The organism is Streptomyces sp. NPDC057638 (genome assembly GCF_042800315.1).
Taxonomy (GTDB): domain Bacteria; phylum Actinomycetota; class Actinomycetes; order Streptomycetales; family Streptomycetaceae; genus Streptomyces.
In genome coordinates, this window is sequence record NZ_JBHVHF010000234.1 from 1 (window position 1) to 13,229 (window position 13,229).

Here is a 13,229-nt window from a genome sequence, read left to right on the forward strand (position 1 = left end):
GGCCAGCCGGGTCCGGCTGGCCGGGGAGAGCGGCGCGGGCTGCACCTCGCCGACCGCGATGCCCCGGTGGGGGCCCTCGCCGTAGACGGCGGCGGTCGACAGATGGACGATCCGCCCCACCCCGGCCCGGGTGGCCTGCGCCATCAGGGCGGCGCTGCCGGCGGTGTTGACCGCCGCGCACCGCTCCTCGTCCGGGCCGATCAGCGATGCCAGGTGCAGCAGGACATCGGCGCCCGCGCACACCCCCGCCAGGGTGCCCGGCTCGGCCAGGTCGGCGCGGGTCCACCGCTCCCCGGCGCGGGGGCGGGCCGGCGGGCGCCGCCCGACCGTGTGGATCACCAGGCCGTGCCGGGCGCGGCGGCGGCGCAGCTCGCGCAGGACGGCGGAGCCGATGAAGCCGGTGGCGCCGGTCAGGACGACCGTTAAGCCGCTCACGCGGCGAGCCTTCCGGCGCCGCCGGGCAGCCGCAGCCGGGCCCGGGTCTCCTCGGTGGCGACGGCGGGCAGCAGATACCGCCACAGCGACACCAGGCGCTGGGGCAGGTCCGCCCGGCCCGAGGCGACGTTGGAGAACACCTGGGTTCCGCTGTAGGCGCCGACCAGGACGTTGGCGAACTCCCGCTCGTCGACGTCCGGCAGGAGTTCGCCGCGCTCGCGCGCCGCGCACAGCAGGGTGTGGAACTGGTCCACCCACTCCTGGTAGGCGGTGTCGTCGCGCATCCCGAAGTCGCCCTGCTCGACGGCGAGGCGGACGCTGGCGCGGAAGAGGACGTTGTTCTGGAGTTCGGCGGCGAGGAAGAAGTTGAGGTCGATCAGGCCCTGGAGGCCGGGCGGGGCCTCGGGGACGTGGACGAATTCCTGCTGGTGCGCCAGGACGGCCTGGGCCAGGCCGAGTTTGGACTTGAAGTGGAAGTACATGCCGCCCTGGGTCACCTGGGCGCGTTCCATGATCTTGCTGATGCTGGCGCCGGTGTACCCGTACGCGTCGAAGATTTCGGCGGCCGCGTAGAGGATCGCCTCCCGCGTCCTCACCGCCCGTTCCTGTTTCGGCTCAGCCATCGGCCCCGGTCTCTCTCGACAAAAAAAACGAACAACCTTATTTTACAGATGGCCCCCTCGATACGGTAGAGCCAGGGGGGCTCCCATCCGCGCACGCCCGAGGGGAGAAGCCCATGCTCACATCAGCACGCCCGGCCGTGACAAGACCCGCGCTGACCACGACGGTCGCCAAGGAGTACGTGCACCGGGCGGCCCTGTCGGAAGTGTTCCTGACGGGCTGGGAGCAGGCGGGTCCCGACGCCTTCACCGTCACCGCCCAGTGGCCGCGCAGCCACAGCTTCTACGGCTCCGAGCACGGCTGGTACGACCCGCTGCTGCTGTGCGAGACGGTCCGGCAGACCTTCCCGCTGCTGGCCCACGTCGCCTACGGCGTCCCCTTCGGCTACCAGCTGAGCTGGTCCAGGCTCCAGTACGCGGTCGACCCCCGGGCGCTGCGGATCGAGACCGCCCCGGCGGACGTGGACGTGCACGCGGTCTTCTCCGACATCCGCAGCAGCCGCTCGCTGCCGACGATGATGACGGTCCATCTGGAAGTCGTGCGCGCGGGCGTGCTGGTGGCCACGGCCAGCACCCGGTTCGGGTGCCACTCCCCCGCCGTGTACCAGCGGCTGCGCGGCGAGCGCGGGCACACCGCCGCGGTCTTCGCGGGCGCGCCGCGCCCCCCGAGGGCCGTCGCGCGCGCCAGCGTCGGACGGCGGCTGGCCCAGGACGTGGTCCTCTCCCCCGCCACCGGCGAGGGCCGGTGGCGGCTGCGGGCCGACACCGCCCACCCCGTCCTCTTCGACCACGCCGTCGACCATGTGCCGGGGATGGTGCTGCTGGAGGCGGTCCGGCAGGCGGGGCACGCCTGCCAGGGTGGGGTCGGCGCCTGGACACCGACCTCCATGGACATCTCCTTCCACCGCTATGTCGAGTTCGACACACCGTGCTGGATCGAGGCCGGCCCCCGCGAGGAGCGCACGGCACCCGCGCCGCGCCGCACGGTCCGGATCAGCGGACGCCAGGGCGGGACGCCCGCGTTCAGCGCGACCGCCGAGATGACGGACGTCCACTCGCTGTGAGGTGATGCCGGGCGGGTGGCGCTTCCTGATGCTTCCGTCCGCTCGTGACACGCGGCGGGCGCGCCCTGGGGGCGGGGGTGAGGTGCGGGGATGACCCCGGGAGCCTCCCGTTGGCGCCGGCGAGCGCCGTATCGGCCCCGTGCCTGCCGGGCCGGCTCAGTTCCGGCCCGCAGCAGACCGGCTCGTGGCCGATAGCCGGGGTTCACCCATCGTGCGTCGCTGACGTCCCTGGTGGTACGCCTCCGATTGCGCGCAATCCGGCGAGCCGCCGCTCTCATTTCGCAACTCAGCACAATCCGCGAGCATGCTGATACGGCCAGTCGCATCCTGAAGAGCCCGGCCCAAGGAGACGATATGCCGCTCAGGTTCCTCGGCACGACCAGCGACGAAGGCGACTGCCCATCCCTCTACGAGATCGAGGGGACCAGCAACGTCCTCGTCCAGGGTGAGCGGGTCACCGACCCCGCTCACCTCGCTCAGCTCAGGGACGTCAAGGAGTCGGAGACCTTCGTGGTCGTGCCGCGTGAACTCCTCATCCGCTTCGCTCCGCGTGCCGCCGCACGCGAGATGGCCCCGTTCTCAGAGATCACCCACATGTTCCGCGACTTCCAGCACACCGCTTGGCGTCTGGAAACCCGGCGCGGCTATGCCTCAGACCGTAAGAGCGCGAAGTGGCGGCGCTGGCAGAACGGGTCGGATCTGTCCGCCGAGCCGTTCAGCGAGTGGCAGCGCAACGTCCGTGAGCAGACCCTTACCGGGAAGCGGTTCGAGCGCGTCCGGATCGTCGACGAGCCCGCGACAGACGGGCAGCGGTTCCTGCTGGCCTCCGGGCTCGGCAACGTCGCGGCGGGCGAGGACATCCGCAACATGACCCGGTCGGAGGCGATCCGTCTCGGTCTGCCGGACTTCGACTTCTGGCTGTTCGACTCGCGCACGCTCGTGCGCTTCGTCTTCGATGAGGACGACACCACGTTGGGTGTCATCGTCAGCGAAGACCCCGCAGAGGTGCTGGCCGCGTGTCAGACCAGGGATGCCGCAGGTCACCACGCGATCCGTACCGGCGACTTCCAGATGCGGGTACGTTCCCCCATGTGACCACAGATTTCCAGACCGCCCGGGTGGCCCTCGGTGTTCGGCTCCGCGAGCTGCGCACCGAGTCCGGGCTCACCGGCAAGGACTTGGCGGAGAAGCTGGGCTGGCAGCGGTCAAAGGTCAGCCGCGTGGAGAACGGCAAGCAGACGCCATCGGTCACCGACGTGCACGCGTGGGCCGATGGTGTGGGGCGCCCTGAGCTAGCCGGTGAGCTGAAGGGGCGGCTGGCCGCGCTGGAGACGAAGTACCGGTCCTGGCGGCGCCAGCTGTCGGCCGGGTACCAGGCACGCCAGGAGCGGGCGATCACGGAGACGAGCGCCACGCGGATGATCCGAGGCGTCGAGGTCACCCGGATCCCGGGCATGTTCCAGACGGCCGAGTACGCGCGGCATGGATTCGCCGCCAGCGCCGAGTTCCGGCGGATCACCACGGACATTGAGGGCGCCGTACGGACCCGGATCCGTCGGCAAGAGGCGCTGTACACCCCAGGGAAGCTGTTCCGCTTCTTGGTCTGGGAGGGGGCCTTGTACGCCCGTGCCTGCCCGGCCGGGGTGCACGCGGCGCAGTTGGACCGGCTGGTCTCGCTGATCGGCCTGGACACAGTCGAGCTGGGAGTCGTGCCGTTCGACGCCCAGCTTCGCCGCATACCAGCTCACGCGTTCTGGATCTACGATCAGCGGCTTGTCATCGTGGAGACGATCAACACGGAGATGTGGCTGGACGACGAGGAGTCGATCCAGCTCTACGAGCGGTCGTGGGACTGGCTCGCCGAGTCGGCCGTGAGTGGCCGTCAGGCCCAGCGGCTGATCACCCGGGCGCGCGGATTCCTCGGCGAGATCTGAGCAACCTCCGGCAACGGGTGCCCGTCCTTCGCAACTCCGCGCAATCGGCGCACGGAAGCGCAATCGGCTCTCTACGGTCGGTCGGGCCATGTCCCGTCCCTCTGGAGGTCATTCGTGACCACATCCCCCGAACACACCACACCCCAGCGCCCGTCCGGCTGGTACACCGCGCGGCGCGGTCCGGCGCCCGCCGTGGCCATCACGCGGCGGGCCGGGCGGGCGTCGGCGCTACCGTACGCCGTGGCCGGGTGGGAGCCGTGCCGGGCCCGCCGCGAGGCCGCAGCTCCGGGATCCCTGCCGGCGGCGGTATGAACGCCGCGCTGCGGGCCGCGCTGCGGGCGGTCCTCGCCGCCAGGCCGCCCGCCCAGGCGTGCGCGGACTGGCTGGCCTCCGCCCATGACCATCCCACCGCCGTGTGGGACGCCTGGTGCGAGGGCCCCGCGATACTGCCGCTGGGCCGCCTCTTCGACGCGATCCGGATCAGCGCCGCCACCGTGCACGCCGCCGCCGACGCCACCGCCCATGGCGAGGTCGCCGCGGTGCTGGCCCGCCTGCGCGGGCCCGTGGTCCGCGACCCGTGGCAGGACCGCTATTACGCGCTCGTACCGCCTCAGACGACTGAGACCTGGCCGACCGGGTACGCCCGCTGTCTCGGGCGCGGGGCGTGGCTCGGTGTGCCGGTGCCGGGCCTGGACACGCGGCATGGGCTGATCTGGCGGGTGCCGATGCCGTGGCCGGGGGTGCTGTGCCACCCACGTGACGTGGCTGACCTGGTCCAGGCGGGGCATCTGCGGCTGTCGGGGGCGGCTCCGTGAGCGGCCCGGAGTGTGGCGGCGGGAGACGCAGACCTCCGGTGCGGTGGAGGTGTCTCCATCGCGCCGGAGGTCTGCGTCGTGGTCCGTACGGCTAGGGGCGGCCCGCCCGGGCGGGCTGGGGCGTGGTGTCGGGGGCGGCCGCCGGGTCCGGCGCGGCGGGTACGGGGGCGGGGGCGCGGCCGTGGGCGGCCTGGACCAGGCGGCGTTCCTTCCACAGGTGGTAGACGGCGAGGCCGAGGATGGCGGTGCCGATCAGGTTGGCGACGAAGTGCCACCACACCCGGTACGTCACCAGGGCCGGGCCGGGGTCGATGGCGCCGAACCAGGTGGACAGGCCGATCGCGCGGCTCGCGCCGAGGGCCACGGACGCCGTCAGGATGATGTGCTCGACGCCGTGGAGGCCCTGCATCCACACGCCCATCCTCGCCCAGGTGCGGGAGGTGAGGTCGCGGCCCGCCCGTGCGGTGATCTGCACGATGCCGACCAGTCCGGCGAGGAAGATGAAGTTGCCCGTCAGATGGAGGATCTCCATGCCCAGACCGGGCTTGGTCATATCGATCTCGCCCATGCCCCGGGCGATGCTGTTGGCCCACGGGGTCATCCAGGACGGGGAGTAGGGGTTGGCGATCCAGTACCCGGCCTGGGCCACGTGTTCCTGGAAGTGCCCGATCTGGCCGATCACGCCCAGGGCGATGAGCCCGGCCGCCGTCTTGTAGAGCCAGGGCCGTACCGCGCGCCGGTTTCCCCAGGCGAGTACCGCGACGGCCAGCCACATCACCAGGGCCCAGCCGATGAAGAGCACGGCACCGGCCGTGTCGACGGACGAGACCGTCACTCCCATCCCGGGCATTCCCGGCATCGCCTGCATTCCCGGTCCATGGTCCATAGGGTGCGCCTCCCTCACCAGTTGTCCGGATCATGGCGTAATCCGAGCCGACCGTCACGGTAGGAACCGGCCGTGTGCGGCGACCACTTCAGCCATGCGGAACCGGGCGGCGCGGGTGCCGTGCGGGCGGTGGGTTCGTGGGGCACCGGCTCTCCCCTCGCGTACACCGCCGTGGTCCGCCGCTGGTCACGGTGGCGCCCCGGGCGGGCGGGAGCGCGGTGGCCGGACGGGCGTCCCCGTATCCCGCGCGCCACGGGCCGGGCGGCGGGTGGCCGTGGGAGGGGGTGCCGGGTGCGGTGTGTCATCCGGCGGCGCGCCGGGCGGCCTCCTCGCGGGCGAGTCGGTCCATGTACGCGTCGGCCTCGGGGTCGGGGACGGCCTCCAGCATCCAGTGCCGCATCACGGCGTGGATCTCGTGGACGCCCGCGGTGTTGATGGCCTGGTCGAACTCGGCCCGGCGCTGTTCGGGCAGCGCGTCCCGGATCGCCGGGATGCTGTTGGGGACCTCCCTCTCGCGGCCGTCCACCCAGGTACGCAACGGCTGTGCCACGGTGCCCTCCTCTGTGTCACCGCGTACCGTAGCGGCGCGGTGCGGTGCCCCGTGGCGAAACGCCCGCACACGGACGAGACGCCGGTCTCCGGGTCCGCAGGGGACCGTGGAGACCGGCGTCTGGTGGTACGCGCCGCGCCGGAGCGTCAGCCCGCGGCGCGTTCCAGGGCGCCGTTGCGCAGGTCGAGCAGGGCCATCAGGACCGGGGGGTCCAGGGCGTCCAGGGGGCGCAGGGTGATGTCGGCGGGGAGCAGGAGGGTGTCCTCGTGGGCGGTGACCGGGCCGTAGCTGCCGACGGAGACGATGTCCTGTTCGCCGGTGCCCGAGGGCAGGTGCTCATAGCCGTAGGGGACGGAGTGGACCAGGACGTACCAGGTGCCGGCGGGGACGGCGCGCAGTTCGAAGGCGCCGGGGCCGTCCAGGACGGCGCAGCGCACGGGCCGGCCCTGGGGGACGGGGGTGGGGAAGAGGCCGAGGAAGCAGTGGCCGGGGGCGCGGCCCTCGGGCAGGTGGATCCGGCCGCGCAGGGGTCCGGCGCCGGGTCCGGACGGGACCGGGGCGGCGGAGGGGGCCGGGGGCGCGGGGGCGGCGGCCAGGGCCGGGACCGGAGCGGCGGCCGGGGCCGGGACCGGAGTGGCGGCCGGGGCGGCGGGTGGGGCCGGGGTGATCTCGTCGGTGAATCCGCCGCGTTCGCGGAAGAGGCTCGGGGAGACGCCGACGCAGGCCTTGAAGCGGGAGCTGAAGGTGCCGACGCTGCTGTAGCCGACGCGGCTGCTGATGTCGGCGACGCTGAAGCCGGTCTCCAGCAGCAGGCGCTTGGCCTCCTGCAGGCGCAGGGCGGACAGGAAGCGGCCGGGTGAGGTGCCGGTGACGTCCCGGAAGACGCGGGTGAAGTGGAACTTGCTGAACATGGCGGTGCGGGCCATGTCGTCGATGGTCAGTTCCTGTCCGAGATTGGTGTGCATCTCGTCGATCACTCGAAGAACAGCGGCTTCGATGGCGGTGGTGGTCACCGTGTCTCCCTGTCGTTGAATCATGCGCGCTGCCCAGATCCCCAGGCCGCGTTCCTCGTTGAGGCGGGGGGCGTGTCGGCCAGCCGCCGCCGGTCGAGCTCCTCGGCGAACCGTTTCCACGCGTTGGAGCAGTGCAGGGCCAGTTCGGCGACGGTGTCGGCGCAGTGCGCGGGCACGGCGTCGGCCTGTTGCCGCCAGGCCTCGTCGACGACGAAGTGGGTGTGGAGCCAGCGCAGGAAGTGGCGTCCGGACTCGGAGTGGCGCAGGGACGGGTCGCTGGCGAGGCGGCGGAGGGTCTCCAGGGAGCCGCGGGTGCGGCTGGAGCCGGCCAGGACGGCCGGTTCGGCGCCCCGCGCGGGGTGCGGGACGGGGTGGGCGGCCGGGGCGGGCGGGGTGCGGCGGCGGGCGGGGGGCCTGCGTCCCTGGGGGGTGGGCGCCTCGCCGCGCAGCAGGCGCTGGCGCACATCGTGGGCGGTGCCCAGGGAGAGCCCGGTCTCCTGGACGATGGCCCGCAGCGGCAGATCGGGGCGGCGGGTCATGAGTTCGGCGGCGTGGATCCGCTCGGCGGTGCGGTCGAGCGGGTGGGCGCGGCCGTCGGCCCCTATCCGGATGTTCGACCGCGGATTGTCGGCGGTCGAACGCCGGCGGACGGCGGCGACGGTCTTCGCGTCGAGGCCGGTGCAGCCGGCGACGGCGCGGTCGGAGAGGGCCGGGCGGGTGGTGAGGATCCGCTCGGCGGCGGCCTTGCGGTCGGCGGCCGACAGCGGCAGGCCATGGGTGAGGTTGGCGGTCACCGAGCGCAGAAACGCTTCTTCAGTGGCGCCGTCGAAGTACCGCACCTCCACCGAGGCCAGTCCCTGGGACCGGGCGGCGGCGATGCGGTGCATCCCGTCGATGACGCGCAGGGTCGCGCGGTGGACCAGGACGGGGGGCAGGGAGGTGTAGATACCGGCGAGGTGCCGTACGTGGTCGGCGTCGAGGCCGTCCAGGCGCGGGGAGTCGGCCGGCAGGAGTGCGTCGATCCGTACCCGGTGGGTGAACCCGGGCGGCAGCGCGAGGGATCTGTCGTCGCTGTCCACCTCTTCCCCTTCCCTGGCGAGATCACGGTGTGTGTCCGGCCTCCGGTCACAACTGCGCTGATGGGGCCGGGATGTCACGGAGGGTCATGCACTCGGTCGAGGATAGCGAATGACCCTTTTTTTTCTGAGCGGAGGAAGGGAGACAGCGCGACTCCGCCTAGTTGCGTGACGCGACCGGCGCCGCCGTGGGGTGCGCGTGGTGTTCGCGTGGGGTGCGGGCGGTGTTCGCGTGGGGTGCGCGTGGTGTTCAGGTGAACGGGAGGCGGTTGGTTGTTTGAAAGGACCGAGCACTTCTAGCGTGAGGACACAGCAGCCGGAGCGCACCAACGACCTGAGCGGGAGGACGAGTTGCGGACGTCACGGAGAATCCCCGAGCGCCGGGTCGACATCGGCGCGGAGGCGACGGCGACCCTGGAGGCCTGGGCGGACACGATCGTGCCGGGTGAGAAGCGCTGGCCCGGGGACCGGGCGGTCGCCGGGGTCAGCGACGGCGGCGGCGCGGTCGCCGCGGGCGCCCTTCAGCTGCTGCGCTGGGACGCCACCGGGATCCATGACGGCCTGGCGGAGCTGGCCGAGCTGATCAGCGCGCACACCCGCGCCTTCGCCGGGCGCGAGGGTCTGGCGCTGGACGCGTCGGTGCCGCCGTTCGTCGCCCTCGGCTACGACGACCGGGTGCGGGTGGTGGCGGAGCTGACCACGCCGGGCCATCCGGAGAAGGAGTTCTGGGTCCTGCTCTCGCTGTTCTGCAATATGGCCTTCGACTCGGCCGCCCATCTGCACACCGCCGACGCCCTCGGCCAGGGCCACCCCGGTCTGGCCGCCATGGGCATCACCCGCCCCGACGCGGACGGGCTGTGGCGGTTCAGGGAGTCCGGCTACGGACGGCGGCTCGCCGACCCCCACCCCCACACCACCGCCTCCGGGAGCCCCGCATGAGCAGCGCGATCGAGCAGACCGACGTCCTGGTCATCGGAAGCGGGTTCGGCGGCGCGATCACCGCCTACCACCTGGCGGCCGGGGGCGCCAAGGTGACCGTCCTGGAGCGCGGGCCGTGGCTGCGGGACGAGGAGTTCGAGCACGACTACAAGCTGGGCTCCTCCTACACCCGTATCTTCGACTTCACCGTCGGCGACGGCATGAGCGTGCTGGGCGGCAACTGCGTCGGCGGCGGCAGCGTGGTCTACTTCGCGGCCATGCCCCGGGCGCCGCGGTTCGTCTTCGACCGGCACGGCGGTATCGGCCGCCGGATGTGGCCCGCCGCCGTCAGCCGCGACAGCCTCGACCCCTGGTACGACCGGATCGAGGAGTCCTTGTCCGTCACCCGGCAGGGCTGGGACGACGCCTCCTACGCGGGCGGCCTGTGGGCGGCGGCCTGCGCCCACGCCGGGCGCACGGCGAACCCGCTGGCCGCCGCGATCGACACCTCCGCGTGCGTCAACTGCAACTTCATGATGGCCGGGTGCCGCTTCGGCGCGAAGCAGTCCCTGACCGTCAACTACCTGCCCGCCGCCCTCGCGCACGGCGCCGAGATCCGCCCCCTGCACGAGGTGCAGTACCTGACCCGCACCCCCGCGGGCGGCTACCGCGTCCACTACACCCACGTCGACGACGAGGACTACCGGATCCAGCACGGCTCCGGTGTCATCGAGGCGAAGATCGTCGTCATGGCGGCGGGCGCCGGGGCGACCCCGGTCATCCTCCAGCGCAGCGAGAGGCATCTGGGCACCCTGCCGCACGCGGTCGGCCGCTACTTCTCCGGCAACGGCGAGCGCCTCAACACCGCCGTCCTCAACGAGGACAAGGTCGCCGAGATCCTGGGCCTGAGCCGGGGCGAGGGAAACCTGCCGTACGGGGCGAACGCGATCGGCAAGGGCCCGACCGTGGCGAGCTGGGACAAGCTGGACGGCTCGCTGCCCGAGTACTCCCGCTTCTCCCTGGAACAGCTCTACTTCCCGCCGGGCCTGGGCACCATCCTGGCCCAGGCGCCCGGCGCGAGCGGCCCGGCCTGGTTCGGGCGGGAGAAGAAGGAGATCCTGCGGAACTGGAAGTCCTGGCTCACCATCTTCTGCATGACCGAGGACGACAACGAGGGCGTCTTCGGACCGCCCCCGGCCACCGGCAACTCCCTGCGCGTCTCCCAGCAGATGCTCGGCCGCGGCACCCTGTCCTACCAGCCCACCGCCAACACCTGGCACGGCTGGCACCAGGCCGACGCCGAGGTGAAGGAGATCCTGGAGAAGGACGGCCTGGCCACCGTGATGCCCTGGACCAACGACCTGGTGGGCGCCTACACCGTCCACCCGCTGGCCTCCTGCCGGATGGGCGACGACCCGCACACCTCGGCCCTGGACGACACCAGTGAACTCCGCGGCCACCGGGGCGTCTTCGTCACCGACGGCTCCGCCGTCCCCGGCGCGCTGACCGTCAACCCGGCGATGACCATCGCCGCGCTCGCCGAACGCGCCGTCCCGCACATCGTGGCCGCCGCCCGCGAACGGGGCGTCGACGTCACCTACGGCGCCCCCTCCCCCGGCGGCGCCACCCGCGGCCGCGCGGGCGTCCTGCCCCTGCTGCGGCGCGAGCGGCTCACCACCGTCTGACCCCGGCGCCCCGGCCACCGAGGGCAGGGGCCAGCCGGTGCCGGGGCCGCCCGTCCGGGGCGCGCGTGCGGGCCGGGGGCCAGGGGCCCGCACCCGGGTCCCCGCCCCGCCGGGCGGACCGCGCACGGCGGCCACCCGCGCCCGGTGAGTTGGGTGAACGAACTCTCCTCCATGCCGCGTGAGTTGCTTCACGCGACCCACAACCGGCCCCGAGCCGGCCCCGGACCAACCTCACAACCGGCCCAGAACCTGCCCCGAGCCGGCCCAGAACCAGCCCCGAGCCGGCCCCGGACCAACCCCGCAACCGGCCCAGAACCGGACCCGGACCAAACCCAGGAGGCACCCGGTGCGACCGCTCGTCAGAGTCATCCTCAGGGGCTCCCTCAGCCGGATCCGGCACGTCGACGCCGTCACCCCCGCCACCGCCGGCGGGCTGGTCGCCGCCGTCTACGCCCAGGCGCGGCGCGAGTTCGGCGCCGTCGCCCCGCCGCTGGCGCTGCACTCCCCCGCCCCCCAGCCCCTCGCCGCCGCCTGGCTGCTGCTGCGGGAGACCCTGCTGGCCGAGGGCCGGGTGAGCCGGGCCGACAAGGAGGCCGTGGCCACCGCCGTCTCCCGGGCCAACGACTGCGCCTACTGCACCGAGGTCCACCAGGCCGCCCTCGCCACCCTGCCCGCCGCACCGGCCCAGGAGCGGCTCGCCGCCTGGGTGCGGCGCGGCGGAACACGGCCGCCGTTCACCCCCGCCGAGGCGCCCGAGATCCTCGGCACCGCCGTCACCTTCCACTACCTCACCCGCATGGTCCGCCTCTTCCTGCCCGAAAACCCCGTCCCCGGCGCCGCGCCCAGCGCCGGACGCGACGCGATGATGCGCCTGGTCGCCCGCTCCCTGCGCCCCGAGGCGGGAGTACGGGTACGGCCCGGGGCCGCCCGCGACCTGCTGCCCGCCGCGCCGCTGCCGCCCCGCCTTCAGTGGGCCCACGCCCACCCGGCCCTCGCCGACGCGCTCGCCCGTGCCAGTGCCGCCGTCGACGACGCCGCCCGCTGGATCCCCGTCCCCGTCCGCACGGCCGTGGAGTCGGCGCTCACCGCGTACGGGACCAGCGCGCCCGGCCCCAGCCGCGCCTGGCTGGACCAGGCCGGCGGCCCGCTCGACCCCGCGCACCGGCCCGCCGCCCGCCTCGCCCTGCTCACCGCCCTCGGCCCGCACCAGGCCACCGACAGCGACATCGCCGCCTTCCGCGCCCGCCACCCGGGCGACGCGGCCCTCATCCAGCTCACCTCCTTCGCGGCGCTGCGGGCCGCCACCGAGGCGGGCGCCCGCCTCGCGCACCCCGCCCCCACGTCCCCGCGCGCCGCCTGAACCCCACCCGCCACACCGCCGCTTCTCCCCCACTCCCCCGCTCCCCGACTCCCCCACTCCCCGACTCCCCGACTCCCCGACTCCCCGAAGGGACACGATCATGGACACCCTCAACGACGTACTGAAGGACCTCGCCGCCGACATCGAGGAGACCGCCCGCCTCGTCGACGGCCTCGACGAGAGCGCCTGGCACACCGCGACCCCCGCCCCGGGCTGGAGCGTCGCCGACCAGATCGCCCATCTGACGTTCATCTTCCATCTGGCCACCACCGCGGCCAGTGACCCGGCGGGCTTCGCGAAGATCGCCGCCTCCGCCCAGGGCGACTTCGACGGGGCCGTCAACGCCGCTCTGCGGCAGTTCAACGCCTTCCCGCCGGCCCAGCTCCTGGCCCGCTTCCGCGCCCTGGGCCGCGCCTCCGTCGACGCGCTCGGCGCCGTCCCGGCGGATTCGACGGTGCCGTGGCTGGTCAACCCGCTGCCGCCGGCCGTCCTCGCCTCCGCCGGGATCATGGAACTCTTCGGCCACGGCCAGGACATCGCCGACGCGCTCGGGGTGCGCCGCGAGCCCACCCGGCGCCTGCGCCATCTGGTCTTCTTCACCTTCCTCACCCGCAACTTCGGCTATCTCTCCCGCCAGCTGACCCCGCCCGCCGAACCCTTCCGGTTCGAGGTGAGCGGCCCCTCCGGGGAGCGGTGGGCCTTCGGCCCCGAGAACGCCGCCACCACCATCACCGGCCCTGCCGAGGACCTGTGCCTGCTCGTCACCCGCCGCCGCCACCGCGACGACCTCGCCGTGCGGGCCACCGGCCCCGAGGCCGGGCGCAGGCTCGGCCACCCCCCGGCCAACCGCGGCCCCGCCGGACCAGGCCGCGC

General features: G+C 73.4%; 14 protein-coding genes. 8 read left to right on the plus strand and 6 right to left on the minus strand.

Annotated features, from left to right (window positions below):
- The coding region (locus ACFVIM_RS25860; RefSeq protein WP_384305747.1) for an NAD-dependent epimerase/dehydratase family protein at nucleotides 1-435 on the minus strand (435 nt) is incomplete at its 3' end.
- A complete protein-coding gene (locus ACFVIM_RS25865; protein ID WP_384305750.1) occupies nucleotides 432-1,058 on the minus strand; it encodes a ScbR family autoregulator-binding transcription factor in 627 nt (208 codons plus the stop codon). The genes ACFVIM_RS25865 and ACFVIM_RS25860, both read right to left, overlap by 4 nt.
- 113 nt (nucleotides 1,059-1,171) lie before the next feature.
- Between ACFVIM_RS25865 and ACFVIM_RS25870 the strand changes: the two genes are divergently transcribed.
- The 4 genes from ACFVIM_RS25870 (at nucleotide 1,172) to ACFVIM_RS25885 (ending at nucleotide 4,868) form a co-directional block, all read left to right on the plus strand.
- Nucleotides 1,172-2,119, plus strand: coding sequence for a ScbA/BarX family gamma-butyrolactone biosynthesis protein (locus ACFVIM_RS25870; protein ID WP_384305753.1), 948 nt, complete (start codon nucleotides 1,172-1,174; stop codon nucleotides 2,117-2,119).
- Between the two features lie 354 nt (nucleotides 2,120-2,473).
- Nucleotides 2,474-3,214 carry a DUF6879 family protein gene (locus ACFVIM_RS25875; protein ID WP_384305756.1) on the plus strand — a complete coding sequence of 247 codons (741 nt, stop codon included), beginning with the start codon at nucleotides 2,474-2,476 and terminating at the stop codon, nucleotides 3,212-3,214.
- Complete coding sequence (locus ACFVIM_RS25880) at nucleotides 3,211-4,053, plus strand: helix-turn-helix domain-containing protein (RefSeq protein WP_384305759.1); 843 nt, start codon at nucleotides 3,211-3,213, stop codon at nucleotides 4,051-4,053. Before ACFVIM_RS25875 ends, ACFVIM_RS25880 begins: the two co-directional genes overlap by 4 nt.
- A 308-nt stretch (nucleotides 4,054-4,361) precedes the next feature.
- Nucleotides 4,362-4,868 (plus strand): hypothetical protein, encoded by a 507-nt coding sequence (locus tag ACFVIM_RS25885; RefSeq protein WP_384305762.1) that lies wholly within the window; start codon nucleotides 4,362-4,364, stop codon nucleotides 4,866-4,868.
- Nucleotides 4,869-4,959: 91 nt separating this feature from the next.
- Here the strand turns inward: ACFVIM_RS25885 and ACFVIM_RS25890 are convergent, their stop codons facing one another.
- The 4 genes from ACFVIM_RS25890 to ACFVIM_RS25905 form a co-directional block, all read right to left on the minus strand.
- Complete coding sequence (locus tag ACFVIM_RS25890) at nucleotides 4,960-5,754, minus strand: DUF6008 family protein (protein WP_384305764.1); 795 nt, start codon at nucleotides 5,752-5,754, stop codon at nucleotides 4,960-4,962.
- Nucleotides 5,755-6,055: 301 nt separating this feature from the next.
- Complete coding sequence (locus tag ACFVIM_RS25895; protein ID WP_384305767.1) at nucleotides 6,056-6,304, minus strand: hypothetical protein; 249 nt, start codon at nucleotides 6,302-6,304, stop codon at nucleotides 6,056-6,058.
- A 146-nt stretch (nucleotides 6,305-6,450) separates the two neighbouring features.
- Nucleotides 6,451-7,317 (minus strand): helix-turn-helix domain-containing protein, encoded by an 867-nt coding sequence (locus ACFVIM_RS25900; RefSeq protein ID WP_384305770.1) that lies wholly within the window; start codon nucleotides 7,315-7,317, stop codon nucleotides 6,451-6,453.
- A gap of 20 nt (nucleotides 7,318-7,337) precedes the next feature.
- Nucleotides 7,338-8,396: a ParB/RepB/Spo0J family partition protein gene (locus ACFVIM_RS25905; protein WP_384305773.1), complete on the minus strand. Its 1,059-nt coding sequence runs from the start codon at nucleotides 8,394-8,396 to the stop codon at nucleotides 7,338-7,340.
- 348 nt (nucleotides 8,397-8,744) lie between these two features.
- Here ACFVIM_RS25905 and ACFVIM_RS25910 point away from each other — a divergent pair, with 348 nt between their 5' ends.
- The 4 genes from ACFVIM_RS25910 to ACFVIM_RS25925 all read left to right on the plus strand — a co-directional run.
- On the plus strand, nucleotides 8,745-9,332 hold the full coding sequence (locus ACFVIM_RS25910) for a DUF5987 family protein (RefSeq protein ID WP_384305776.1): 588 nt from the start codon (nucleotides 8,745-8,747) through the stop codon (nucleotides 9,330-9,332).
- Nucleotides 9,329-10,996 carry an FAD-dependent oxidoreductase gene (locus ACFVIM_RS25915; RefSeq protein WP_384305779.1) on the plus strand — a complete coding sequence of 556 codons (1,668 nt, stop codon included), beginning with the start codon at nucleotides 9,329-9,331 and terminating at the stop codon, nucleotides 10,994-10,996. The genes ACFVIM_RS25910 and ACFVIM_RS25915 overlap by 4 nt, the downstream gene beginning before the upstream one ends.
- A gap of 346 nt (nucleotides 10,997-11,342) precedes the next feature.
- Entirely contained in the window at nucleotides 11,343-12,356 is a 1,014-nt protein-coding gene (locus ACFVIM_RS25920; RefSeq protein ID WP_384305782.1) for a carboxymuconolactone decarboxylase family protein, read from the plus strand.
- A gap of 100 nt (nucleotides 12,357-12,456) precedes the next feature.
- On the plus strand, nucleotides 12,457-13,229 hold a 773-nt coding region (locus ACFVIM_RS25925), incomplete at its 3' end, for a TIGR03084 family metal-binding protein (RefSeq protein ID WP_384305785.1).

What these genes read in the sequence shown, in the direction of transcription:
- ACFVIM_RS25870 (WP_384305753.1), top strand. Translation starts at nt 1,172, where the DNA reads ATGCTCACATCAGCACGCCCGGCCGTGACAAGACCCGCGCTGACCACG.
- ACFVIM_RS25865 (WP_384305750.1), bottom strand. Translation starts at nt 1,058, where the DNA reads ATGGCTGAGCCGAAACAGGAACGGGCGGTGAGGACGCGGGAGGCGATC.
- ACFVIM_RS25885 (WP_384305762.1), top strand. Translation starts at nt 4,362, where the DNA reads ATGAACGCCGCGCTGCGGGCCGCGCTGCGGGCGGTCCTCGCCGCCAGG.
- ACFVIM_RS25915 (WP_384305779.1), top strand. Translation starts at nt 9,329, where the DNA reads ATGAGCAGCGCGATCGAGCAGACCGACGTCCTGGTCATCGGAAGCGGG.
- ACFVIM_RS25875 (WP_384305756.1), top strand. Translation starts at nt 2,474, where the DNA reads ATGCCGCTCAGGTTCCTCGGCACGACCAGCGACGAAGGCGACTGCCCA.
- ACFVIM_RS25890 (WP_384305764.1), bottom strand. Translation starts at nt 5,754, where the DNA reads ATGGACCATGGACCGGGAATGCAGGCGATGCCGGGAATGCCCGGGATG.